The organism is Proluteimonas luteida (assembly GCF_021191695.1).
In the GTDB taxonomy this organism is placed as follows: Bacteria; Pseudomonadota; Gammaproteobacteria; order Xanthomonadales; family Xanthomonadaceae; genus Luteimonas; species Luteimonas luteida.
In genome coordinates this window covers 1-23,014 of sequence record NZ_JAIWPT010000013.1, presented here as the reverse complement: position 1 = coordinate 23,014, position 23,014 = coordinate 1, and the positions used below count along the sequence as shown (strand labels likewise).

Sequence of the window (23,014 nt, the reverse complement as noted above, 5' to 3'; positions counted from 1 at the left end):
ACGATGTCGAGCCCTTCTCCCTCCGGGAGAAGGTGGCCCGAAGGGCCGGATGAGGGCAGGCGCGGTTCGCGATCTTCGAACCGATCGCGCGCCCTCACCCCAGCCCCTCTCCCAAGGGGAGAGGGGTTCGAAGGCTCAGCGCGCCGCCACCGCCTGGTCCGGCTTGTCGCCGCGCATCGCCACCTCGACCGGCGCGACCGCCATGCCGGGCGCGAACACCTTCTGCACGCCGCTGATGACGACGCGGTCGGTCTTCTCCAGCCCCGACTGCACCACGCGCAGGCCGTCGACCACCCGGCCCAGCACCACGTCGCGGCGCTGCGCGGTGTTGTCCTCGCCCAGCACGTAGACGTACTTGCGGTCCTGGTCGGTCAGCACCGCCTTGTCGTCGATCAGCAGCGCCTCGGCGGCCGGGGCGGCCTCCAGTTGCACGCGCGCGAACAGGCCCGGCGTGAACACCCGGTCGGGGTTGGGCAGCACCGCGCGGGCGCGGACCGTGCCGGTCGACGGGTCGATGCGGTTGTCGATGAAATCGACCGTGCCCAGGTGCGGATGGCCGGTCTCGTCGGCCAGGCCGATGCGCACGGCGTTGTCGGTGCCGGCGCGGGTGCCGGCGCGCGACTGCGCCTGGTAGCGCAGGAACGCGCGCTCGTCGCTGTCGAAGTACACGTGCACCGGGTCCTGCGAGACCAGCGTGGTCAGCAGCGTCGCGTCGGCCTGGGCGAGGTTGCCCTCGGTCACCAGCGCGCGCCCGGCGCGGCCCGCGACCGGCGCGCGCACCTCGGTGAACTGCAGGTCCAGGCGCGCCGCGGCGACCGCGGCCTCGGCCGCGCGCACGCCGGCGCCGGACTGCGCGGTGGCGGCGCGACGGGTCTCGTACTCGTCGCGCGAGATCGCCTGCGCATCGACCAGCGACTGCGCACGCGCGTCCTGGGTGCGGGCCAGCTGCGCCTCGGCGCGGGCGCGGGCCAGGTTGGCCTCCGCCTGGTCCAGCGCGGCGCGGTAGGGGCGCTGATCGATGACGAACAGCAGGTCGCCCTTGGCGACCTCGGCGCCCTCGGTGAAGGCCACGCGCTGCACGTAGCCGCTGACCCGCGGCCGCAGGTCGACGGTTTCCACCGCGACGATGCGGCCGGTGGCGTCGTCCCATTGGCGGACCTGTTCCGCCAGCACGGTGGCGACGCCGACCTCGGGGGCGGGCGGTGCGTCGCTGTCGGCGGCGCGGCTGTCGCAACCGCTGAGGACGATCGTGATCGCCGCGAGTGCGGCCAGTGCCAGCTCGGGCAGCGCGCCGCGGGCGCGGCGCAGGAGCATCGTGGGGGAGCGGTTCATCGGGGCAGGTCCTGTGGGGAGGGGAGGGACGCGGCGGCCACGGCGTCGCGCAGCAGCGCGCGGGCGTGGTCGAGGTCGCGGGGGGCGGGTGCCGCGGCATTGCGCGCGGCCGGCAGGCAGGGCACGAAGCCGGCGGTATCGATGTCGTCGGACAGGGTCGCGCCGCTGCGCGCGGGCGGGACGGGAAAGCGCACCAGCGGCGACGCCGGCAGCACCGGGTGGTCGAGCATCTCCAGCGCGTACTGCGCGATGGCCGCGTCCGACGGCCATTGCGCGCACGCCTGGCGGGCGTTGGCCGCGGTGCGCGCCGGCGTGTCGACGGTCAGCATCTGCACGCGGACCGGCAGCGTGCGGGCCTCGTCGTGCAGCACCCGCGCCAGCATCCGCAGCGCGGCGGCGCCGATCGAGTGGTGGCCGTAGCCGGCCCAGGGATAGTCCGCGCCCGGCCCGCCGACCAGCACGTAGCCGTTGCGCGGTTGCGGGGCCAGCAGCGGCAGCAGATGCCGTGCGGCGAACAGGTGCGGCAGCAGGTCCTCGTCGAGCCGGCGGCGCAGGAAGTCCGCCGGGGCGTCGAGCAGACGGCCGCGTTCGATGCTGCCGCGGATCGCCGCGACCGCCACCGCCGGCGGCGCGCCCGGCAGCGCGGCGATGCGCGCCGCCAGTGCCGCGGCGTCGGCATCGCTGGCCACCCGGGCGTCGAGCGTGACCAGCGCGGGGCCGTCGTCGTGGCGTGCCCGCAGTGCGCGCAGGGCATCGGCATCGCGGGCGACCGCGACGACCTGCCGACCGGCATCCAGTGCCCGGGCGACGACCGCGCCGCCGACCGCGCCGGTGGCGCCGAGGACGAGCAGGCGCCCGCTCATTGTCCCGTTTCCGGGATTTTGTTTCCCGAATCGGCGCCCTGATGGTCGATTCGGGCATGCGCAGGCGAGTGCTGGTGCGGCCACAGGGCCGCCAGCCAGCGCCAGCCCAGGACTCCGCCACGGACCCGTTTCGGCCCGGGCAGACGCATGGCAAGCGCTTGATTCCCAGTGGATTTGTGGAGCGTGCAACGGGGCCGTGCCGGTGGCGGCGGCGGGAAGCGGCGATACGGGTCGAACAGCGACAGTCGCGACATGATCGGCATCCGGTGGGGGAATGCCGCTTACCCTAGTCGCCAAATGCGGACTTGATTAGTCCGGATTGAAGGGAATAATTGTCCCCTCACTGGTCCAATCCGCTGGAGGCACCTCGTGGCCCACGATCTCAACGACTCGCTGATCTTCGTCAAGGTGGTCGAGCAGGGCAGTTTCATCGCCGCGGCCAATGCGCTCGGCCTGCCCAAGACCACGGTCAGCCGCAAGGTGCAGGAACTCGAACAGCGCCTCGGCGCGCGCCTGCTGCACCGGACCACGCGGCGCCTGGGCCTGACCGAGGCCGGTGCGGTCTACCACGAGCACTGCCAGCGCATCGCCCGCGACCTCGAGGAGGCCGAGCACGCCGTCGGCCAGTTGCAGTCCGGCCCGCGCGGCTGGCTGCGCTTCACCGTGCCGTACTCGATCGGCATCACCTGGATCGCGCCGCTGCTGGGCGACTTCCAGGCGCAGTACCCGGAGATCTCGCTGGACATGCACATGGGCAACGAGCAGCTCGACCTGATCGCCGGCGAGGCCGACCTGGCCCTGCGCGTGGGCACGCTGCCCGATTCCAACTTCGTCGCGCGCAAGCTCGGCAGCCTGCGCACCCAGGTGTTCGCCAGCCCGGCCTACGTCGAGCGCCACGGCGAGCCGCTGCACCCCGACGACCTGCAGCACCACCGCACGCTGGTGCAGCGCAAGAGCCGCAACGCGCACAACAATCGCTTCGTCTGGACCCTGACCGATGGCCGGGAACTGCGCGAATTCACGGTCAATCCGCAGCTGGTGGCCAACGACCCGGCGGCGCTGAACTGGGCGCTGCTGCAGGGCGAAGGCCTGCTGCTGACCGGCGACGTGATGGCCAAGTCGCTGGTCGAGGCCGGCATGGTCCAGCGCGTGCTGGCCGGCTGGACCGGGCCGGAGGTCGACTTCAATGCGGTGTTCGCCGGCGGCCGGCTGGTCTCGCCCAAGGTCCGCGCCTTCGTCGATTTCCTGATCGAGCGGCTCAACTTCGACGCCGACCACATGCAGACCCTGTGCGCGGTACAGAAGCAGGCGCTTGCGGCCAAGGCGGCCGGCGACGTCGCGCTGGCGGAGCTGGAAAAGGCCTCGCGGCGGCGGGTCAAGGCGCAGGCGGCCACCGTCGTGGAACGATAGCCGCATACGCGCCGCCGGGTTCGCCGCGCGCCGCCTCTACACTGCGCCGATGCCGCCGATCCTCCCATCGCAGGCGATCGACGCGGTCGCCTTCCTGCGTGGCCGCCTTGGCGACGCGCTGATCGCGACCTGTCTCTACGGCTCCTTCGTCGACGGCGGCCTGCGCCCCGGCAGCGACCTCGACCTGTTGTGCGCGCTGCGCAGGCCACTGTCGGACGACGAGCGCGCCACGGTCATGGCCGGGCTGCTGGCGCGCTCGGCGCCGCCCGGCCACGCCACGCTGCGTCCGCTCGAGGTGACCTGCGTCGTGCTGGCCGACATGGCGCCGTGGCGGCATCCGGCCAGGCGCGAACTGCAGTTCGGCGAATGGCTGCGCGACGGGCTGCAGGCGGGCGACGTGCCGCATGCCGTGCCCGATCCCGACCTCGCACTGCTGCTGGCCCAGGCCCGCGCGAAGGGCATCGCCCTGCACGGCCCCGCGCCGGCGGCGCTGTTGCCCGAGGTGCCGGCGCGGGACGTGCGTGCGGCGATCGTGGCGATGCTGCCGGACGTGGCGCGCAACCTGGCGGGCGAGGAGCTGCACGCACTGCTGACGCTGGCGCGCATGTGGGTCACGCTGCGCAGCGGCGACATCGTGCCCAAGGATGCCGCCGCCACGCGCGTGGATGCCTGGCTGCCCGAGGCGCACCGCCCGGCACTGGCCCATGCGCGGGCGATCTACCTCGGCCAGCGGCCCGGCGACTGGACCGGCTGGGCACCGCGCGTCGCCGCCTGCGCGCGCTTCATGGCCGGCGCGGCGCTGCGCGAATCCGCCGCGTCGTAGAAGCGCCCGCGGCACGACGGAGTACCGGGCAGCGGGCGTGCGGCGAATGTTCCCGAACGCGCCGGCCGGACCGGGTCGGGACCGCGCCGATGCCCGTCGCAGCCCGTCCGTTCAGCGCTCCGAATGCCCGCTGTCGTGATAGTCGCGGCGCACGAACAGGTCCGGCTTGATCAGCTCGATGAACGCGCGCGCCTGCGGCGACAGCACCTTGCCGTAAGTGGCTGCGTTGAGGGATGCCGGTACCCGAGGCGGAAATCGGAGGCGCGCACGACCTGATCTCGGGTCCGCATGACCCGTCCACCATGTCTCCGAACAGGCGTCCACCATGTGTCTGGTCCAATACCGCGCCCGAGATTTTTGCGGCTTGAATACACGCCGGAACTGATCTACGTTGATCCTCGGATCGGACGAGCGGCAGGAGGCACGCATGCATGGGCAACGACCAGCAAGGCGGCCGGCCTGGATCCGACAGGGCCGCAGGGCCGCGCTCGGCCTTGCCGCGCTTTCGTTGTGGACTACGGGATGCCAAGGTATGGCGACGACGACGCAGAATGAGTCCCAACAGTCACGTCGTGCGGACAATACGGTCGCCGACTGGCCGTTGAAGTTCGTGCAGCACAACTTCGGCGCCCGGTGCTATTCGACGTATGACTGCGCCGTCAACTACAACAGGCTGTGGCTCACGCTGGGCAGGGAGGATGAATTGCGCCCTGCCCTTCAGGACGTACATCCGGACGCACTGAAAAATGCATCGGCGGGCCAGATTGCAATCATGAACTTTCCCGGAGCCCGCGCTGGTGCGCTGGCGCTCGAAGGACGGAACGCAGCTTGAAGCGGAAGTGGATATCGGTGAGATATTCAATCGGTGAGATATTCAAAAGACCGGCTGATCCGGCATGAGGTTCCAAAGGAAGATATCCCGGAAGGCATATCGGTCATGAATCCAGACATCCTGCTCGTGGTTGAGGACCGGATGATCAGCGTCTACATGCGGGCGTTCATCCCGACGAAGTCCTTGCGCGAGCCGGGGAATCCGAACAGCGATTACCGGCGCGAATTGAAACTGGCTTGGAGCCGGATTTACTGAAACAAATGCGCTGTATCGAAGGGCTGCGGTTGAATTTGCCAATCCGGGTGGGTAGCCTGCGGCGTAGCATGGTTTCGACAGGGGGTGCGGCATGGATGGGCCGTGGATGGGCGTGGATCACAAGGGGCGCATGCTGCGCCGGTTGGCCGCAGCTGCGACTGTGGTACTGATTTCAAGCACAGGATGCCAGGGCATGGCGACGACACAGGATGCGGCACCTTCTTCCCGGACCACGCGGGCGGACAACACCGTCGCGGATTGGCCGTTGAAGTTCGTGCAACACAATTTCGGGGCGTTCTGCTACTCCACGTATGGATGCCGGATCAGCTACGGCGGCTATCGCCGGATGGAACCCGATGACAAGCTGGCGATTTCGTCGGAGTCGTTGGGGGATAGGTATCCGAGGAATCTTGGTGGCGGTTATCTGGGGATTATGGACTTCCCACCGCCTGCCCAGGTCCGCTGGCGTTCGAAGGACGGGACGGAACATGAGGCCGTCGTCGACATCGGCGAGATCTTCAAGGACCGGTTGATCCTGCACGACGTGCCGCGCGGGGATATTCGTGAGGGAGTCTCCATCCTCAATCCTGAAATCGTGCTGGAAGTGAATGACCGGACGATCAACGTCTACATGCGGGCGTTCATTCCGACCAAGGAACTGCAGATTCCGGGCAATCCGCATAGCGGGCATCGCGATGACCTGATTCTGGCTTGGAGCCGGACTTACTGAGTCCCTGTTGGATAAGGAGAGCGAAATGGGTGGTGAACGACATCCTGATGGAGTGGGCACCTTTCCGGCTACTGCAGACGACCTGGCGACCTACGACCGTGCACAGCAGCAATTGTCGGAGTTCTCCGCTCCGGTGCTGATGGACCGGGAGTCTCCCGACCATCGCATGTTCCTCGCCGCATTCGATGGCACTGGCAACAGTATGTTCCGGGATGACCCTGAGAATCACACCAACGTTGCACGGATATTCCAGCAGATCGAAGAACGACAACGTGGGGGCGAGGACGGCATCGGGGCCGGTTATGTTGAAGGTGTCGGCACTCAGGGTGGACTCGGTGGTACGCGCGACTTGATCTCCGGTCGGACCTATGAGGCGCGGCTGGAGGAGATGTATCTCCAGTTCATCACCCAGTCCCAGCGCTGGTTGAAAGAAAACCCAGGTGCCGATATCCGGCTGGCGTCGATCGGATTCAGTCGCGGCGCCGAGCAGGCGGCCGGTTTCACCCGGATAGTTGAGGAGCGCGGCATCCAGAACCCGGAAGACGCAGTGGTAAAGCGGGACAGCAAGGGCCTGATCGAAAGCGTCGAGTTCACCCGCCCGCCGCTGCGCGAACCCGGCTCCGTGATACAGGCCATCGGCCTGTTCGACCCGGTCGGCACCGGCACGCCCTACGACCACGATCGCCGCCTTGCCCCATCGGTCGTCTCCGGCCTCCAGATCACCGCCGAGCACGAACGCCGCAACCTGTTCCTCGGCACGCGGATCACGGATCCGGGCATGACCATGGACGGCCGCTTCCTCAACGTCGAGGTGGCGGGCGCGCACAGCAATATCGGCGGCAGCTACCGGCTGGACGGGTTGTCCATTCGCAGCGGCAACCTGATGACCGACTACCTCAACTCGCTCAGCAGCGAGCCGTTCCTGGAAAAGCGCGGAGTGCGTCCCGATCCCGAACGCGACGTGATCCATCGCTCGGAGGACCACCAGTTCTTCTATCGCACCTCGAAGTTCGACCGGCAGGGCGAGCGTGTCCATCAGGAGGAGCTCGCACCTCCTGCGCTGTGCCGGATCGATTGCCGCGACGCGATGCCGCGCAACGAGGCGATGGCCGCTGGGCTGGCGTGGCGGCAGGTAGAGATCGGCCCTGTGCCTGATGCGCAGCGGGGCGCTGATCCAACGGTTTCCGAGCACGGCGGCTTCGTCCAGCGGCTGCTGGAACAGGCGAAGCAGGGGAATGGAGCCGCGATCGACAACTCCGTTCGGGATTATCTGAACGGAGAAGCCGGTCAAGCATGGCTGCAACAGGGGCAGCAGCAACTGCGGGAAATGCAGCAGGCCAGATTGCCGGACGCACAAGTCATTGCACAACAGGCGCCGGAAATCGGGCGCTGAAAAGGCGCGGAGGCGCTGTGCCTGCGTCAGCGCCCAGTCCAGTATCCGTATCGAAGGTCGTGGCAGTCGAGTGCGCAGGTCCGGCGCCACCCGTTGGCGTGGCGCGATGGTGCCGGGGAACGTAGTGCCCTACCGCTCCGAATGCCCGCTGTCGTGATAGTCGCGGCGCACGAACAGGTCCGGCTTGATCAGCTCGATGAACGCGCGCGCCTGCGGCGACAGCACCTTGCCCTTGCGCACCACCACGCCGTAGCTGCGCGCGGGAAACCATTCCGACACCGGCCGCGTCGCCAGCCGGTCGTTGTCGGCGGCGTCCAGGCAGATCGAGCTGACGATCGAGATGCCCATGCCCATCGCCACGTACTGCTTGATGACTTCCCAGCCGCCGACCTCCAGGGCGACGGTGTAGGGCACGCGCGCCTGCTGGAACACCATGTCGACCAGCCGGTAGGTGATCTGCCGCTTCGGCGGCAGGATCAGGCCGTGCGCGGCCAGGTCCTCCAGCCGCAGCCGCCGCACCCGGGTCAGCGGATGGTCCGGCGGCGTGATCAGGATCGGGTCGAAGCGGTACACCGGGGCGTAGCTGAGGTCGCCGGGCACGTCGACCATCGAGCCGACCAGCAGGTCGACCGCGTCGCTGCGCAGCAGGTCGTTGCCGTCGGCGGTGATGACGTCATGCAGCGCCAGCCGTACGTCCGGGTGCTGGTGGCGGAAATTGTCGACGATCTTCGGCAATAAATACAGGATCGTCGAGCTATTGGCCGCTATCTTCAGTTCGCCTGCATCCAGCCCGCCGACTTCGCGGCGGAACGCGGCCGGTAGGCCGTCGATGCCCTCGACCAGCGGCACCGCCAGCTCGTAGAGGATCTCGCCCTCGCGCGTGGGCACCAAGCGGCGCCCGCTGCGCTCCAGCAGCTTGACCCCGAGCTCGCGTTCCAGCGCCTGCAGCTGCAGCGTGATCGCCGGCTGGCTGACGTAGAGCGCCTCCGCCGCCCGTGAAACTGAACCCAACCGGGCGGTCTGGCAGAACGCGCGCAGTGGCTTCAGGCGGTCCGCCTTGTACGGAAAACGCGGTTCCGACGCGGGTTTGCGGGGCATGGTTTCAATCAATATAAGTAGAACTAATGCGTACCATTGACAAAACTGGGTTGTCAAATAATCGAACGGGGAGGAGGGTTTGTTGCAACGCAATATCGCGATTGCAGCGAGGAGACACCCGATGTCCGCCGTCATCCAGTCCGTTCCGACGCCGTCCGATGTCCAACTGCCCGCCGGCAGCCCGGCCGACCTGCTCGGTGCCGACGCGCAGGCATTCCTGGCCGGCCTGCACCATGCGTTCGAGGGCGCGCGCCAGCAGCTGCTGGAGGCGCGTCGTCGCCGCCAGGCGCAGTTCGATGGCGGTGCGTTGCCGGATTTCCGCGACGACACCCGCGCGATCCGCGCCGGCGACTGGCGCGTGGCGCCGCTGCCGCGCGCGCTGCAGGACCGTCGCGTGGAGATCACCGGGCCGGTCGACCCGAAGATGGTCATCAACGCGCTGAACTCCGGCGCCAACTGCTACATGGCCGATTTCGAGGATTCGACGTCGCCGACCTGGGACAACCTGCTGACCGGCCAGCGCGCGCTGGGCGAGGCGATCGAAGGCACGCTGACGTTCGAGAGCGCCAACGGCAAGCGCTACGCGCTCAAGCCCGAGGACCAGCGGGCGGTGCTGATCGTGCGCCCGCGCGGCTGGCACCTGGACGAGAAGCACGTGCTGGTCGACGGCCAGCGCCTGTCGGCGTCGCTGTTCGACGCCGGGCTGTTCGCGTTCCACAACGCCCACGCGCTGGCGGCGAAGGACCGCGGCCCGTACTTCTACATTCCCAAGCTGCAGTCGATGGAGGAGGCCGCGCTGTGGCAGCAGGTGCTGACCCACATCGAGCGCGCGCTGGGCCTGGCGGACGGGCAGATCAAGGTCACGGTGCTGATCGAGACGCTGCCGGCGGCGTTCGAGATGGACGAGATCCTGCACGCGCTGCGCAACCGCATCGTCGGCCTGAACTGCGGCCGCTGGGACTACATCTTTTCCTACATCAAGACCTTCCGCCGCCAGCGCGACAAGGTGCTGCCCGAGCGCGGCCAAGTGACCATGACCCAGCCGTTCCTGCGCGCGTATTCGGAACTGCTGATCCAGACCTGCCACCGCCGCGGCGCGCACGCGATGGGTGGCATGGCGGCGCAGATCCCGATCAGCGGCGACGAGGCCGCCAACGACGAGGCGATGGCGCGGGTGCGTGCCGACAAGCTGCGCGAGGTCACCGCCGGCCATGACGGTACCTGGGTCGCGCATCCGGCGCTGATCCCGATCGCGCGGCAGATCTTCGACGAGCGCATGCGCGGCGCGCACCAGCACGGCATGACCCGCGACGAGGTCGTCATCACCCGCGACGACCTGATCGAGCCGCCGCTGGGCACGATCAGCCGCGCCGGCTTCGACGGCAACGTCGAGGTCTGCGTGCGCTACCTCGCCGCCTGGCTCGACGGCAACGGCTGCGTGCCGATCCACGGCATGATGGAAGACGCGGCGACGGCCGAGATCGCCCGCGCGCAGCTGTGGCAATGGCTGCACTTCACCGACGACGGCGGCGCGCCGCTGCACCTGCACGACGGCACCGCGATCGACGAGGCGCTGTTCCAGCGTGCGCTGCTGAACCTGCCCTCGCGGCTGGCCGGCCAATCGATTCCCGGTGCCGAGCGCGTGCAGGAGGCCATCGCGATGCTCGAGGCGCTGACCGCGCGCGACACGCTCGAGGACTTCCTGACCCTGCCGGCGTACAGCCGTCTTTGAAAGGCCGGGATTGGTGATTCGTGATTCGTGATTGGAAACACCCAAGGCACGTTCAGGACGCCGATCCACACCGCTCTTTCGAATCACCAATCACCAATCACGAATCACTACTCCGAAGGAGTTCCCCATGAGCACCACGCAACAGCAGCAGATCGACGCCCTGCAGACCGACTGGGACAGCAACCCGCGCTGGAACGGCGTGCAGCGGCCCTACAGCGCCGCCGACGTCGTGCGCCTGCGCGGCAGCCTGCAGCCCGAGCACACGCTGGCCAGGCGCGGCGCGGAGAAGCTGTGGAAGCTCGTCAACGGTGAGGCGAAGAAGGGCTACGTCAACGCCTTCGGCGCGATCAGCGCCGGCCAGGCGATGCAGCAGGCCAAGGCCGGGCTGGAAGCGGTGTACCTGTCGGGTTGGCAGGTCGCCGCCGACGGCAATACCTCCGAGACCATGTACCCGGACCAGTCGCTGTACGCCTACGACTCGGTGCCGACGATGGTCCGGCGGATCAACAACACCTTCCGCCGCGCCGACGAGATCCAGTGGAAGGGCCTGTGCGACGGCAAGATCGCCGAGAAGGACGCGATCGACTTCTTCCTGCCGATCGTCGCCGACGGCGAGGCCGGCTTCGGCGGCGTGCTCAACGCCTACGAACTGATGAAGAACATGATCGTCGCCGGCGCGTCGGGCGTGCATTTCGAGGATCAGCTGGCCGCAGTCAAGAAGTGCGGCCACATGGGCGGCAAGGTGCTGGTGCCGACCCAGGAGGCGGTGCAGAAGCTGGTTGCCGCGCGCCTGGCGGCCGACGTGCTGGGCGTGCCGACGATCGTGCTGGCGCGCACCGACGCCGAGGCCGCGAGCCTGCTGACCTCGGACTTCGATCCCAACGACCAGCCCTTCGTCACCGGCGAGCGCACGTCCGAGGGCTTCTACAAGGTGCGCAACGGCCTGGAGCAGTCGATCTCGCGCGGCATCGCCTACGCCGCCTATGCCGACCTGGTGTGGTGCGAGACCGGGACCCCGGACATCGGCTTCGCCCGCGAGTTCGCCCAGGCGGTGCATGCGAAGCATCCCGGCAAGCTGCTGAGCTACAACTGCTCGCCGAGTTTCAACTGGAAGAAGAACCTCGACGACCGCCAGATCGCCAGCTTCCAGGACGAGCTGTCGGCACTGGGCTACAAGTTCCAGTTCATCACCCTGGCCGGCATCCATATCAACTGGTTCAACAGCTTCAGGTTCGCCCACGACTACGCCCGCGGCGAGGGCATGCGCCACTACGTCGAACAGGTGCAGGAGCCGGAGTTCGCCGCGCGCGAGAAGGGCTACACCTTCGTCTCGCACCAGCAGGAGGTCGGCGCCGGCTACTTCGACGACGTCACCACGGTGATCCAGGGCGGCGCCTCCAGCGTGACCGCGCTGACCGGATCGACCGAGGAAGCGCAGTTCTACGGCGAGAAGAAAGCGGCAGCCTGACGGACCCACGCGCATCGGAAAGGGGCAGGGCGGCGATCGAGGATCGCCGCCCTTTTTCGTGGTTCCGGCAAGCAAACCCCCGGCTCTGTCGGGGATTGCAGGGGTTTGATATTTCCGGCAGTTGGTCGACGGGCAACGTCTCCCTCGCTGCCGCGCTAGCGGCAAGCGACGCCAGAAGCAGGCCACCGCCCGCCTGCGCGCGCGTCGGATCCGCGAGACCGTGGCGATGCGTGTCGGCCGATCGAGGCGATCCTCGTTGTGGATGCCGAACAAAAATGCGGTAGCCAGGGGCGGGTGAAGACGCGGCCCGATATCCGCCGCCCGTGTCGCGGCGGGGAAAACGATGGTAGCGTGCCGCGTCCTGGACTGGAGATTGCTGATGCGTACCGCCCTGATCGTGCTTGTCGTCGCTGGCCTGTGGAGCGCTGGTATCAACGCGCGGACCCAGGAGGGGGTGACGCCATCCACGGAGGCGGCGCCGCCCGCATCCAAGGACAAGGAGGACGAGCGCCTGATCTGCACCCGCGAGAAGACGATCGGCAGCAACCGGACGACACGGGTCTGCCGGACGCAGGCGCAGATCCGTGAACAGAGCCGGGAGGCGCAGGACAGCCTGATGCGCAACTCGAGCGTGCCATCGCCGGCGGGCAACTGATGCCCGGGGGCTGAGAACCACGGCACGGCGTCCTGCAGGTCTGGGTTGCTCCGCGAAGCAGTGGTCAGCAAGCGGGGCCGGCGTCGACCGCTCCAACCCCGCGATACCCCAGCGCCTCGGTCAGGTGCGCGGTCGCGATCGTTTCGCTGTTGTCGAGATCAGCGATGGTCCGGGCGACGCGCAGGATGCGGTGCATCGAGCGGGCCGACAGGTGCAGGGCGTCGATTGCCCGCTCCAGCAGGGCCTGGTCGCGCGGTTGCAGGCGGCAGGCGCGCATCGTCGCGCCCTGGTCGAGGCGGGCATTGAGGGTGCCGCCCCGCGCGTGCTGGATCGCCCGCGCGGCCTCGACGCGGGCGCGGATCGCGGCGCTGGGCTCGCCCTCGGGGGCGTCGGGCCGTAGCGCGGCAGGCGGCAGGCGCGGGACGTCGATATGCAGGTCGATACGGTCGAGCAGCGGGCCGGAGATGCGCGCGCGATAGCGGCGGATCGCGTCGCTGCTGCAGCGGCAGCGTCCCGACACGTCGCCGGCCCAGCCGCAGGGACAGGGGTTCATCGCCGCGACCAGCTGGAAGCGGGCGGGGAACTCGCTCTGCCGCGCGGCACGCGAGATCGTCACCACGCCCGATTCCAGCGGCTCGCGCAGCACTTCCAGTGCGCGGCGGTCCCATTCCGGCAGTTCATCGAGGAACAGCACGCCATGGTGCGCGAGCGATATCTCGCCGGGCCGTGGCTCGCCGCCGCCGCCGACCAGCGCCACCGCACTGGCAGTGTGGTGCGGACTGCGGAAGGGCCGCGTACGCCAACAGGCGGGGTCGAGCCCGCGGCCGCTGACCGACAGCACCGCGGCGGTTTCCAGCGCCTCGGCCTCGCTGGCCTCGGGCAGCAGGCCGGGCAGGCGCGAGGCCAGCAGGGTCTTGCCGCATCCCGGCGGGCCGATCAGCAGCAGGTGGTGGCCGCCCGCGGCCGCGATCTCGAGCGCGCGGCGCGCCTGCGCCTGTCCGCGGACATCGCGCATGTCGACGCCATGGACCGCGCGCTGCGCGGGCGCGGTGGCCTGGGGCAGTTCCCGGTTGCCGGTCAGCAGCGCGCAGACTTCGAGCAGGGTGCGGGCGGTGCGGACTTCGACATCCGAGCTCAACGCGGCCTCGGCACCGTTGGCCATCGGCACGACCAGCCTGCGGCCGCTGCCGGCGACCGCGAGCGCGGCGGGCAGCACGCCGTCGACGGGGCGCAGTTCGCCGGTCAGGCCGAGTTCGCCGATGAACTCCCAGTCGCGCAACGCGTCCCGCGGCACCTGGCCGCTGGCGGCGAGGATGCCGAGCGCGATCGGCAGGTCGAAGCGGCCGCCGCCCTTGGGCAGGTCGGCCGGCGCGAGGTTGACGGTGATGCGGCGCGCGGGAAACTCGAACTGCGCGCACTGGATCGCCGCGCGTACCCGGTCCTTGGCTTCGCGGACGGCCGCTTCCGGCAGGCCGACGATCGACATCGACGGCAGGCCGCCGCCGAGGTGGACCTCGACCTGGACGGCGGGCGCACGGATGCCTGCGCGCGCACGTCCGTGCACGAGCGCCAGTCCCATGGCGGCGGGGTCAGTGTGGCTGCGCGGGGGTGTCGGACGGGGCCGGGGCGGCGTTGCCGGCCTCGAGCTGGCGGACCTGGGCTTCGAGCGCCTCGAGTTTCTCGCGTGTGCGCAGCAACACCGCGCGCTGCACGTCGAACTCCTCGCGCGTGACCAGATCCAGCTTGGCCAGGCCGGACTGCAGCACGGCCTTGAAGTTCTCCTGCAGTTCTTCCCGGCTTTCGCGCAGGCCGGGCGGGACCAGGCCGCTGAGGCGGCGGGCGAGTTCGTCGATGTGGGTGAGGTCGATCATGGCGGCTTCCTTCGGTTTACGGCCAGCGTGCCGCGCCGGAGGTGACGGCGCAGTCGGTGCCGGCCGCGCCCCTGTGTCAGGAAAATCCCTACCGCGGGTGCCGCGACACTAGAGCATGCGCATCCGGCGCGGGCAAGGCGTTGACAACGCCGCGCGATGGCAGGCCGGGCGCGGTGCCGTATCCTTGCGCCAGATCCGATGCCGGGAGGCGGTCCAGATGAAAATGGTCATGGCGATCATCAAGCCGTTCAAGCTCGACGACGTGCGCGAGGCGCTGGCCGAGGTCGGCGTCAACGGCATCACCGTGACCGAGGTCAAGGGCTTCGGCCGGCAGAAGGGCCACACCGAGCTCTATCGCGGCGCCGAGTACGTGGTCGATTTCCTGCCGAAGGTGAAGCTGGAGATCGCGGTGACCGACGAGATCGTCGATTTGGTGGTCGAGACCATCCTCAAGTCGGCGGGCATGGGCAAGATCGGCGACGGCAAGATCTTCGTCTACACGCTCGACCGCGCGGTGCGGATCCGCACCGGCGAGCTGGACGCCGACGCGATCTAGCTAGCCGCCGGCGCATCCTGTCTGCGGCCCTGGGCCGCTGCCCGCCGGCGCCGGAGCGCCGCCCTCAGCCCTCGCCCAGCGCCTCGGCCACGAACGGCGGCAGCACCTGTGCGGCGCGGTGGATGTCGGCGGTGTAGTACTTCGTCGGAAACGGCTTGGCCGCGGCGTCGGCTTCGCGGAACTCGAAGCCCTGGCCCTTGCGCGCCAGGGTCACGCTCCACCAGCCGGTCGGGTAGCACGGCTGCGGGAACGGCAGGGTCTGGAACGTGCTGAAACCGGCCTTGCCCATCTCGGCGCGCATGGCCTTGATCAGGTCGAGCAGCACCAGCGGCGACTCGGACTGCTGGACCAGGATGCCGTCGTCCTTGAGCGCGCGGAAGCAGCTTTCGAAGAACGACTTGTTGAACAGGCCCTCGGCCGGGCCGACCGGGTCGGTGGAATCGACGATGACGATGTCGAGGCTGCCGGGCGCGCAATGCTTCATGTAGGCGATGCCGTCGTCGAACAGCAGCTCGGCGCGCGCATCGCCGTTGGATTCGCACAGTTCGGGGAAGTACTTCTCCGACATCCGCGTGACCTGCTCGTCGATGTCGCACTGCACGGCCTTCTCCACGCCCGGGTGCCGCAGCACCTCGCGCAGCGTGCCGCAATCGCCGCCGCCGATGATGACGACATGCTTCGGGTCGGCGTGGGTGAACAGCGCCGGGTGCGAGACCATCTCGTGATAGAGGAAGTTGTCGCGCGTGGTCACCATCATCGCGCCGTCGATCAGCATGACGTTGCCCCAGTCGGTCGATTCGAAGACCTCGATCTTCTGGAACGGCGACTGCACCTCGTCGAGCTTGCGGGTCACGCGGTAGCCGATCGCCGAGCCGGCGGGTTCGAAGTTCTCGTAGAGCCAGTGGGGCGCGGTCATGACGGTTCCTGCAAAACCTGGAGAAAGGGGCTGGCGCGGGGCTGGTCGCAACGGCGCCGGCCGCGGGGGCGGCATTGTAGCGAAGTCCGGGTGTCGGCCCGATGTCGGCCGCGGTGCGATACTGCGCCGCGATCCGGTGGGCCTGCGCAGCAGGGCTTGCGCCCCCCGCGCAGTGCCCACCGGCGCCACATCCCACGCCTGCAGGAGCCTTATGGAGGACCGCCGCGCCGACGCTGCCGCGACCGCGCGCCATCGTGCCCGGGTGCAGCGTCTCGAAGGGTGGGCGCGGGCGGCGCCGCGGCGCTATCTCGCCTGCGTGGTGCTGCTGGCGCTGGCCGGCTACGGTTTCCTGGTCGGCCTGCTGCTGCTGGCGCTCGCGGTGCCGGTGTTGGTGGCCTGGCGGGTGCTGGTGCAGGGCGCGGCGTTCGAGCCGCAGCTGGTGATCGCGCTGCTGTTGCCGGGGATCGCCGCCGCCGCATTGCTGCGTGGCATGTGGCTGCGGCTCGGCGCGCCCGCGGGCGTGCGTCTGGCGGCCAGACAGGCGCCGGCGCTGCAGGCCGAGGTCGAGCGCCTGCGTCGTGCCGGCGGCGCGCCGCCGTTGGCCGGCATCGTCATCGACAGCCAGCTCAACGCGGCCGCGGCCAGTGTGCCGCGCTTGCTCGGACTGGGCGGACACCGGCACTACCTGGTGCTGGGCCTGCCGCTGCTGCAGTTGCTCGACCGCGACGAGGCGGCCGCGGTGATCGCCCACGAGTTCGGCCATTTCGGCGAGGCGCACGGCCGGCTGGCAGGCTGGCTGTATCGTGTGCGCATGACCTGGTACCGGGTCGTCGACGGGCTGTCGCGCAGCGGTTCGCCGTTCTCGCTGCCGATCGCCGCGTTCTACCGCTGGTACGCGCCACTGTTCGATGCCTGGAGCTTCGTGCTCGCCCGCGCCCACGAATACCGCGCCGATGCGATCGCCGCGCGGGTGGCCGGCCCGGACGCGATGGTTGCCGCGCTGCTGCGGCTCGAACATGGCAGCGGACGCTGGCATGCGACGCTGTGGCCACGCCTGCTGGCGCGTGCACGGGTGCAGCGGCATCCGCCCGCGCAGTTGATCGCGCCACTGGTCGACGGCCTGCGTGGCGGTGCGCCGCCGGACCTGGCACGCCTGCTGGCGATCGGGGCGCGCGACACCGATCCGTTCGACACCCACCCGACCCTGGCGCAGCGCATCGATGCGCTCGGGGTCACGCCGGGTCTGCCCACAGGCGGCGAACCGGCCGCAACCTGGCTCGGCGACGATCTCGAGCGCATCGAACGCCAGCTCGACCGGCAGTGGCGCGAGCAGCTGCGTGCGGACTGGCAGGCCGCGCACGATGCGGCCGCCGTGGACCGTGCCCGCTTCGCCGCGCTCGATGGCCAGCGCAGCCTCAGCGTCGCCGAGGCGGTCGAGCATGCACGGCTGTTCGAGGCGATCGAGATCGATCACGACCCGATACCGGTGCATGCCCGTGCGCTGGCCGCCGATCCCGCCAGCGCGCTGTGCGCGTTCCGGCTCGGCGTGCTGCGGCTGCGGGCCGGCGAGCCGGCCGGCGTCGATGCGCTGCGGCATGCGGTCGACCGCGATGCGGGCGCGGTCGGCGCGGTACTCGACGCGCTCGACGACCTGCTGCGGGATCCCGACGTGTCCGTTGCCGCCGCCGAGGCCATTGCCGGCCTGAGGCAGGCGCTCGCGCCACGCGCCGACGACCTTGCCGGGCGCGACGGCGTCGCCGATGGCGACGACCTGCAGGCGCACGATCTCGACGCGGCGACGTTGCGGCGGCTCGCGCAGGAACTGGCCCGGCATCCACGCATCGCCAGCGCCTGGCTGGTGCGCAAATCCGTCCCGATGGCCACCCAGGCGCACTACGTGCTGCTGCTGGACTGGCGCGGTTCGATCGCCGGCGAAGCCGCGGGCCTGCGCGCGGTGTCGGATGCGTTGCCGTTGCCGGGCAGCCACACGGTGTTCACCGGCAGCGATGCGGCCGCGCTTGCCAGGCGCCTGCGGCGCGTCGCCGGCACGCCGGTCTACCGCAAGGGACGCGGCCGCGCCGGCTGATCGCCCGCCGCGCAGTGGCGCAGGGGTCGGCATGCGCCCGTAGACTATGCAGCCGCCCCTGTATTCCGGAAACCTGCCGATGACCGCCTGGTCGACCCGCGACGCCCGCAAGACCTATTCGATCCCGCACTGGAGCGAAGGGTATTTCGACGTCGATGCCGAAGGCCGCATCGTGGTCTCGCCGCAGGGCGCCGGCGGGCCGGCGATCCCGCTGCCCGACGCGGTCGACGCCGCGCTCGCCGGCGGCGCGCAATTGCCGCTGCTGGTGCGCTTTCCCGACATCCTCGGCGACCGCCTGCGCGCGCTGCAGGCGGCGTTCGCCCAGGCCCAGGCCGAATGGGACTACCCGGGCGGCTACACCGCGGTCTATCCGATCAAGGTCAACCAGCACCGCGGCGTCGCCGGCACGCTGGCCTCGCACCATGGCGAGGGCTTCGGCCTGGAGGCCGGCAGCAAGCCCGAGCTGATGGCGGTGCTGGCGCTGTCGCGTCCGGGCGGGCTGGTGGTGTGCAACGGCTACAAGGACCGCGAGTACATCCGCCTCGCGCTGATCGGGCGCAAGCTCGGCCTGCAGACCTTCATCGTCGTCGAGAAGCCGTCCGAACTCGCACTGGTGATGGACGAGGCCAGAGCGCTGGGCGTCAAGCCGGGCCTGGGCGTGCGCATGCGGCTGGCGTCGCTGGGCGCCGGCAAGTGGCAGAACAGCGGCGGCGACAAGGCCAAGTTCGGACTCAATCCGCGCCAGCTGCTGGACCTGTGGAAGCAGCTGCGCGACGCCGGCATGGCCGACTGCCTGCAGCTGCTGCATTTCCACATGGGCTCGCAGATCTCCAACGTCCGCGACATCGCCAACGGCATGCGCGAGGCGACGCGCTATTTCGTCGAGCTGACCCGGCTCGGCGCGGTGATCAGCCACGTCGATGTCGGCGGCGGCCTCGGCGTCGACTACGAGGGCACGCGTTCGCGCAGCTACAACTCGGTCAACTACAGCGTGCGCCAGTACGCCGGCAGCATCGTCCAGCCGCTGGCCCAGGCCTGCGCCGAGAACGGCCTGACGCCGCCGCGCATCATCACCGAGTGCGGCCGCGCGATGACCGCGCACCACGCGGTGCTGGTGGCCAACGTGTCGGAGGTCGAACGCGCGCCCGAGGGCCGCGTGCCCGACGTACACGACGACGAGCCGGCCGTGGTCGCCAACCTGCGCGAGCTGCATGCCGAACTGTCGAAGCGTCCTGCGGTCGAGCTGTTCCACGAAGCCCAGCACCACCATGCGGAAGGCCTGACGCTGTACGCGCTGGGCCAGCTGGACCTGGTGCATCGCGCGCGCATCGACGACCTGTTCTACGCGATCGCGCACGCGGTGCGCGCGCGGCTGAGCTACGACGAGAAGAGCCACCGTCCGCTGCTCGACGAACTCAACGAGCGCCTGGTCGACAAGTACTTCGTCAACTTCAGCGTGTTCGAATCGATGCCCGACGTGTGGGCGATCGACCAGGTGTTCCCGATCGTGCCGATCGAGCGCCTCGACGAGCTGCCCGAACGGCGCGGCGTCATCGCCGACCTGACCTGCGATTCCGACGGCAAGATCGACATCTATGTCGAGAACGAGGACCTCGACAGCTCGCTGCCGCTGCACGCGCTGCGTGCCGGCGAGCAGTACCGCCTCGGTTTCTTCATGGTCGGCGCCTACCAGGAGATCCTCGGCGACATCCACAACCTGTTCGGCGACACCGACGCGATCGAGGTCAAGGTCCACGGCGACGGCTACGCGATCGCCCAGCAGCGCCGCGGCGACACCACCGACGTCATGCTCGACTACGTCGGCTACCGCCTCGACGAGCTGCGCGCCAGCTATGCCGCGCTGGTCGACCGCGCGGCGCTGCCCGCGGTCGAATCGCAACGGCTCAAGGATGCGCTGGAGGCGGGCCTGACCGGCTACACCTATCTCGACAGCACGCCCATCGACAGCGCGCCCGTGGATTGACCGGCGTTCCGCGCGGGCGCGTTCCGGGGTCGGCAGGGCGGGCCCCGGCGCGCCGGGGCCATCGCCGCAATGGCCGGCACCGTCAGGCGCAGGTGTGCTGCCGCGCATGCTGGTGGCGTGGCGTTCGATCGATGGCATGCAGTGGTCCGCGGGTGCCGGCAATTGCTGCCGTAAGCTCGCGGCCATGTCCTGCGCGCCACTACGGTGGCCGCGCCATGTCCATGGAGGTTCGTCATGCGCCCGTTCCGACCCGCTTTCCCTGCCACCGCCCTGCTGGCGGTCGCCCTCGCCGGCACGCTTGCGGGATGCACCGACCGCGAGACATCCACCTCCGCGCCGCAGGGCGATGCCGTCGCGTCCACGAGCCCGGATCCGGCCGCCGCGTCCGCGTCCGAAACCCATCCGGACGTGCATCGCTTCCGCATCGGCGACCTCGAGGCCGCGGTCCTGCGCGATGGCGACATCCGCGTGCCGAACGACGGGTCCACGATCGCCGTCGGCCAGCCGAAGGCCGATGTCGATGCATTGCTCGCCGCCGCCGGCCAGCCCACCGACATTCTGCAGTTGGGCGTGCAGGCGCTGCTGGTGCGCAGCGGCGACCGGGTGCTGCTGTTCGACACCGGCGCCGGCGATGCCGAGTTCGCCGATGCCGGCCGCCTGCCGCAGTCGCTGCGCGCGGCAGGCGTCGCGCCCGGCGAGGTCACCGACATCGTCATCAGCCACGCGCATCCCGACCACGTCGGGGGCCTCCTCGACGGCGACGGCCGGGCCGTGTTCGCGGATGCGACGGTGCATCTGTCGGCACCGGAATGGCAGGCGCTGCAGGCCGACGCCGCGCGCGCCGCGCTGGTCGCGGCGATCGCGCCCCGTGTCGATGCGTTCGCGCCCGGTGCCGAGGTGCTGCCCGGCGTCACCGCGGTGCCGGTCGAAGGCCACACGCCCGGGCACAGCGCCTACGAGATCGTCGCCGGTGGCGAACGCCTGCTCTACATCGGCGACAGCGCGCACCATCACGTGGTGTCGGTGCAGCGGCCCCACTGGACGATCCAGTTCGACGGCGACGCCCCGGTGGCCGAAGCCAGCCGCGAGGCGCTGCTGGCGCGTGCCGCCGACAGCGGCGTCACCGTGCAGTCGCCGCATTTCCCGTTCCCGGGGCTGGGCCGCATCGTGCGCCGCGACGACGGCTTCGCCTGGGTGCCACTGGAGTGAGAGGCTGAGCTTCGTTCGCCCGCCCGGCGCTTCTTGCCCCGGACGTGCGGCCACGGTCTTGCCACGGTATTCGGTCTACGCTCGGCCTCCACACAGGCGGGCGATCCACGCCCGCCTCCTCAGTCCTCGCGCGCGACCTGGAAACCTGCGAACGACTGGCTGACCGGCATCACCTCGATGCGGTTGACGTTGAGGTGCGGCGGCAGCGTCGCCAGCCACCACAGCGTGTCGGCGAGGTCGGCCGCAGTGATCGGGTGCGCGCCGGCGTAGAGCGTGTCGGACGCGGCGCGGTTGCCGCCGGTGCGCACCAGGGTGAACTCGGTCTCGGCCATGCCCGGCTCGATGCTGGTCACGCGCACGCCGGTGCCGTGCAGGTCCGAGCGCAGGCCCAGCGAGAACTGGCGGACGAAGGCCTTGGTGCCGCCGTAGACGTTGCCGCCCGGATACGGATACGTCGCCGCGACCGAGCTGATGTTGAGGATCGCGCCACGGCGTTCGATCAACCGCGGCAGCAACGCGTGGGTCAGCGTGACCAGCGCGGTGACGTTGGTGTCGATCATCTGCCGCCATTGCGCCAGGTCCGCCTGCTGCGCCGGCGCGGTGCCCAGCGCGAGGCCGGCGTTGTTGACCAGCACGTCGATATCGGCGAATTCCGCCGGGATCGCATCGAGCGCGGCCTGCATCGCGTCGGCGTCGCGGATGTCGAACGCCGCCACGTGCAGGCGTTCGCTGCCGTGTGCGTCGACCAGCGCCTGCAGGCGCTCGGCGCGGCGGCCGGTGGTGACGACGCGCCAGCCGCCGCGCAGGAAACGTTCGACGGCGGCGGCGCCGAAACCCGAAGTGCCGCCGGTGATCAGGATGGTCTTGTCCATGCCGTGATTGTAGACCCGTACCCGGGGTCGGTTCGCGCGTGCCTTTTCCCTGGTCCATGCTTCGCGGCGTGGCGCGAGTTTCGTTCGACGGAAGCGATCCTCGTGCCCGGTCGTCGGGACGGGCGGGTGCGGCGATCATCGGCGAAGGCATCGCGCCGACGGCCGGCGTCGCATCAACGCATCGACGCGCCGGTCGATGCCGGCTTGCGGGGCGCCTTGCGCGACGCGGGTGGATCCCCGTCCGGCGCATCCGCCGCCGGACGGCGCCGGCGGCCGGTCGCGGCCTTGCCGGTGGTCCTGGAGCGCGTCGCCCGGTGCTTCTGCAGCATGTCCTCGGCCAGCACCACGTCCTCGGACAGGATGCCCGCCGCGCGTGCGATGGCGATGCGCGCGGCGGCCTTGTTCTCGTCGGGATTGGCCTGCAGCAGCTCGCGGATCGCGTCGCGGACCGCGGCCTGGGCGTTGTGCTTGAGTTTCAGGTCGCTGCCCTGCTGGAACAGCACCAGCAGCGCGTCGACGACGGGCTTGATCAGGGCGGCTTCGATGGCCATGGCGGGTCTCCGTTGGACCGCCAGTGTCCGGCCGGGGCATCGCGCCGGCTGCGACGGGAATGCGACCGGGGCCACGGAATGGAATGCGTGCGGGGACGGTGTCCCGCAGGCTGGCGGGAGCGCCGGGATTGGGCCCTTCTCCCTGTGGGAGAAGGTGGCCCGAGGGCCGGATGAGGGGGCGCTTTTCCGCGTTGCCCCCACCCCACCCACCACCTGTGTGGCAGGTGGTTCCCCCCTCTCCCAATTGCGTGTGTATGGCCCGGCCACATGGTGGACAGGTGTTCGGGGACATGGTGGACACATTCAAGCTGCAGCATCGAAGCCCAACAGGAGCAGGCGATGCCGTGGCAGGAGGTGTCGACGATGTCGTTACGGGAA

21 protein-coding genes and 1 pseudogene are annotated in these 23,014 nt (G+C 69.8%); 13 read left to right on the top strand and 9 right to left on the bottom strand.

The features are described from left to right. Window positions 1-135 precede the first annotated feature (135 nt). Window positions 136-1,314 carry an efflux RND transporter periplasmic adaptor subunit gene (locus LDO26_RS12365; protein WP_232131484.1) on the bottom strand — a complete coding sequence of 393 codons (1,179 nt, stop codon included), beginning with the start codon at window positions 1,312-1,314 and terminating at the stop codon, window positions 136-138. A 14-nt stretch (window positions 1,315-1,328) separates the two neighbouring features. Beyond that, on the bottom strand, window positions 1,329-2,195 hold the full coding sequence (locus LDO26_RS12360; protein WP_232131400.1) for an SDR family NAD(P)-dependent oxidoreductase: 867 nt from the start codon (window positions 2,193-2,195) through the stop codon (window positions 1,329-1,331). A gap of 369 nt (window positions 2,196-2,564) precedes the next feature. Here LDO26_RS12360 and LDO26_RS12355 point away from each other — a divergent pair, with 369 nt between their 5' ends. Continuing rightward, window positions 2,565-3,605 (top strand): LysR family transcriptional regulator, encoded by a 1,041-nt coding sequence (locus LDO26_RS12355; RefSeq protein ID WP_232131399.1) that lies wholly within the window; start codon window positions 2,565-2,567, stop codon window positions 3,603-3,605. A 49-nt stretch (window positions 3,606-3,654) separates the two neighbouring features. Then, a complete protein-coding gene (locus tag LDO26_RS12350) occupies window positions 3,655-4,428 on the top strand; it encodes an aminoglycoside adenylyltransferase family protein (RefSeq protein WP_232131398.1) in 774 nt (257 codons plus the stop codon). A 111-nt stretch (window positions 4,429-4,539) separates the two neighbouring features. On the opposite strand, the pseudogene LDO26_RS12345 reads toward LDO26_RS12350, so the two are convergent. Continuing rightward, window positions 4,540-4,641, bottom strand: a pseudogene (locus tag LDO26_RS12345) (LysR family transcriptional regulator); the annotation flags it as partial. A gap of 319 nt (window positions 4,642-4,960) precedes the next feature. Here LDO26_RS12345 and LDO26_RS12340 point away from each other — a divergent pair. The 4 genes from LDO26_RS12340 to LDO26_RS12325 all read left to right on the top strand — a co-directional run bounded on the left by LDO26_RS12340 (window position 4,961) and on the right by LDO26_RS12325 (window position 7,638). After that, window positions 4,961-5,260 carry a hypothetical protein gene (locus LDO26_RS12340; RefSeq protein ID WP_232131397.1) on the top strand — a complete coding sequence of 100 codons (300 nt, stop codon included), beginning with the start codon at window positions 4,961-4,963 and terminating at the stop codon, window positions 5,258-5,260. A gap of 105 nt (window positions 5,261-5,365) precedes the next feature. Beyond that, window positions 5,366-5,515, top strand: coding sequence for a hypothetical protein (locus LDO26_RS12335; protein ID WP_232131396.1), 150 nt, complete (start codon window positions 5,366-5,368; stop codon window positions 5,513-5,515). Between the two features lie 193 nt (window positions 5,516-5,708). Continuing rightward, window positions 5,709-6,245, top strand: coding sequence for a hypothetical protein (locus LDO26_RS12330; protein WP_232131395.1), 537 nt, complete (start codon window positions 5,709-5,711; stop codon window positions 6,243-6,245). A gap of 7 nt (window positions 6,246-6,252) precedes the next feature. Then, window positions 6,253-7,638, top strand: coding sequence for a T6SS phospholipase effector Tle1-like catalytic domain-containing protein (locus LDO26_RS12325; RefSeq protein ID WP_232131394.1), 1,386 nt, complete (start codon window positions 6,253-6,255; stop codon window positions 7,636-7,638). A 129-nt stretch (window positions 7,639-7,767) separates the two neighbouring features. On the opposite strand, the gene LDO26_RS12320 is transcribed toward LDO26_RS12325, so the two are convergent. Beyond that, entirely contained in the window at window positions 7,768-8,736 is a 969-nt protein-coding gene (locus LDO26_RS12320) for a LysR family transcriptional regulator (RefSeq protein ID WP_232131393.1), read from the bottom strand. Window positions 8,737-8,857: 121 nt separating this feature from the next. Between LDO26_RS12320 and aceB the strand changes: the two genes are divergently transcribed. The 3 genes from aceB to LDO26_RS12305 all read left to right on the top strand — a co-directional run bounded on the left by aceB (window position 8,858) and on the right by LDO26_RS12305 (window position 12,591). Continuing rightward, window positions 8,858-10,468, top strand: coding sequence for a malate synthase A (gene aceB, locus LDO26_RS12315; protein ID WP_232131392.1), 1,611 nt, complete (start codon window positions 8,858-8,860; stop codon window positions 10,466-10,468). Between the two features lie 127 nt (window positions 10,469-10,595). Continuing rightward, window positions 10,596-11,936, top strand: coding sequence for an isocitrate lyase (aceA, locus tag LDO26_RS12310; protein ID WP_232131391.1), 1,341 nt, complete (start codon window positions 10,596-10,598; stop codon window positions 11,934-11,936). A gap of 379 nt (window positions 11,937-12,315) precedes the next feature. Next, on the top strand, window positions 12,316-12,591 hold the full coding sequence (locus tag LDO26_RS12305) for a hypothetical protein (protein ID WP_232131390.1): 276 nt from the start codon (window positions 12,316-12,318) through the stop codon (window positions 12,589-12,591). Between the two features lie 64 nt (window positions 12,592-12,655). On the opposite strand, the gene LDO26_RS12300 is transcribed toward LDO26_RS12305, so the two are convergent. Continuing rightward, window positions 12,656-14,170 (bottom strand): YifB family Mg chelatase-like AAA ATPase, encoded by a 1,515-nt coding sequence (locus tag LDO26_RS12300; protein WP_232131389.1) that lies wholly within the window; start codon window positions 14,168-14,170, stop codon window positions 12,656-12,658. A gap of 10 nt (window positions 14,171-14,180) precedes the next feature. Next, complete coding sequence (gene ubiK / locus LDO26_RS12295; RefSeq protein WP_232131388.1) at window positions 14,181-14,462, bottom strand: ubiquinone biosynthesis accessory factor UbiK; 282 nt, start codon at window positions 14,460-14,462, stop codon at window positions 14,181-14,183. Window positions 14,463-14,679: 217 nt separating this feature from the next. On the opposite strand from ubiK, the gene LDO26_RS12290 reads away from it, so the two are divergent. After that, on the top strand, window positions 14,680-15,018 hold the full coding sequence (locus LDO26_RS12290) for a P-II family nitrogen regulator (RefSeq protein WP_232131387.1): 339 nt from the start codon (window positions 14,680-14,682) through the stop codon (window positions 15,016-15,018). 64 nt (window positions 15,019-15,082) lie between these two features. Here the strand turns inward: LDO26_RS12290 and speE are convergent, their stop codons facing one another. Next, entirely contained in the window at window positions 15,083-15,934 is an 852-nt protein-coding gene (gene speE, locus LDO26_RS12285; RefSeq protein ID WP_232131386.1) for a polyamine aminopropyltransferase, read from the bottom strand. Between the two features lie 211 nt (window positions 15,935-16,145). Here speE and LDO26_RS12280 point away from each other — a divergent pair, with 211 nt between their 5' ends. The 3 genes from LDO26_RS12280 to LDO26_RS12270 all read left to right on the top strand — a co-directional run bounded on the left by LDO26_RS12280 (window position 16,146) and on the right by LDO26_RS12270 (window position 21,213). Next, window positions 16,146-18,020, top strand: a complete 1,875-nt coding sequence (locus LDO26_RS12280) for a M48 family metallopeptidase (RefSeq protein WP_232131385.1) — start codon at window positions 16,146-16,148, stop codon at window positions 18,018-18,020. A gap of 79 nt (window positions 18,021-18,099) precedes the next feature. Then, window positions 18,100-20,004: an arginine decarboxylase gene (gene speA / locus LDO26_RS12275; protein ID WP_232131384.1), complete on the top strand. Its 1,905-nt coding sequence runs from the start codon at window positions 18,100-18,102 to the stop codon at window positions 20,002-20,004. Window positions 20,005-20,238: 234 nt separating this feature from the next. Then, a complete protein-coding gene (locus tag LDO26_RS12270) occupies window positions 20,239-21,213 on the top strand; it encodes an MBL fold metallo-hydrolase (protein WP_232131383.1) in 975 nt (324 codons plus the stop codon). Window positions 21,214-21,332: 119 nt separating this feature from the next. On the opposite strand, the gene LDO26_RS12265 is transcribed toward LDO26_RS12270, so the two are convergent. Further along, entirely contained in the window at window positions 21,333-22,085 is a 753-nt protein-coding gene (locus LDO26_RS12265; protein ID WP_232131382.1) for an SDR family NAD(P)-dependent oxidoreductase, read from the bottom strand. Between the two features lie 173 nt (window positions 22,086-22,258). Further along, window positions 22,259-22,636, bottom strand: coding sequence for a hypothetical protein (locus tag LDO26_RS12260; protein WP_232131381.1), 378 nt, complete (start codon window positions 22,634-22,636; stop codon window positions 22,259-22,261). Window positions 22,637-23,014: the final 378 nt, after the last annotated feature.

Coding starts and splice junctions, on each gene's coding strand:
- LDO26_RS12365 (WP_232131484.1), bottom strand. CDS start 1,314: ATGCTCCTGCGCCGCGCCCGCGGCGCGCTGCCCGAGCTGGCACTGGCC.
- LDO26_RS12360 (WP_232131400.1), bottom strand. CDS start 2,195: ATGAGCGGGCGCCTGCTCGTCCTCGGCGCCACCGGCGCGGTCGGCGGC.
- LDO26_RS12350 (WP_232131398.1), top strand. CDS start 3,655: ATGCCGCCGATCCTCCCATCGCAGGCGATCGACGCGGTCGCCTTCCTG.
- LDO26_RS12340 (WP_232131397.1), top strand. CDS start 4,961: ATGGCGACGACGACGCAGAATGAGTCCCAACAGTCACGTCGTGCGGAC.
- LDO26_RS12335 (WP_232131396.1), top strand. CDS start 5,366: ATGAATCCAGACATCCTGCTCGTGGTTGAGGACCGGATGATCAGCGTC.
- LDO26_RS12330 (WP_232131395.1), top strand. CDS start 5,709: ATGGCGACGACACAGGATGCGGCACCTTCTTCCCGGACCACGCGGGCG.
- LDO26_RS12320 (WP_232131393.1), bottom strand. CDS start 8,736: ATGCCCCGCAAACCCGCGTCGGAACCGCGTTTTCCGTACAAGGCGGAC.
- aceB (WP_232131392.1), top strand. CDS start 8,858: ATGTCCGCCGTCATCCAGTCCGTTCCGACGCCGTCCGATGTCCAACTG.
- aceA (WP_232131391.1), top strand. CDS start 10,596: ATGAGCACCACGCAACAGCAGCAGATCGACGCCCTGCAGACCGACTGG.
- LDO26_RS12305 (WP_232131390.1), top strand. CDS start 12,316: ATGCGTACCGCCCTGATCGTGCTTGTCGTCGCTGGCCTGTGGAGCGCT.
- LDO26_RS12300 (WP_232131389.1), bottom strand. CDS start 14,170: ATGGGACTGGCGCTCGTGCACGGACGTGCGCGCGCAGGCATCCGTGCG.
- ubiK (WP_232131388.1), bottom strand. CDS start 14,462: ATGATCGACCTCACCCACATCGACGAACTCGCCCGCCGCCTCAGCGGC.
- LDO26_RS12290 (WP_232131387.1), top strand. CDS start 14,680: ATGAAAATGGTCATGGCGATCATCAAGCCGTTCAAGCTCGACGACGTG.
- speE (WP_232131386.1), bottom strand. CDS start 15,934: ATGACCGCGCCCCACTGGCTCTACGAGAACTTCGAACCCGCCGGCTCG.
- LDO26_RS12280 (WP_232131385.1), top strand. CDS start 16,146: ATGGAGGACCGCCGCGCCGACGCTGCCGCGACCGCGCGCCATCGTGCC.
- speA (WP_232131384.1), top strand. CDS start 18,100: ATGACCGCCTGGTCGACCCGCGACGCCCGCAAGACCTATTCGATCCCG.
- LDO26_RS12270 (WP_232131383.1), top strand. CDS start 20,239: ATGCGCCCGTTCCGACCCGCTTTCCCTGCCACCGCCCTGCTGGCGGTC.
- LDO26_RS12265 (WP_232131382.1), bottom strand. CDS start 22,085: ATGGACAAGACCATCCTGATCACCGGCGGCACTTCGGGTTTCGGCGCC.
- LDO26_RS12260 (WP_232131381.1), bottom strand. CDS start 22,636: ATGGCCATCGAAGCCGCCCTGATCAAGCCCGTCGTCGACGCGCTGCTG.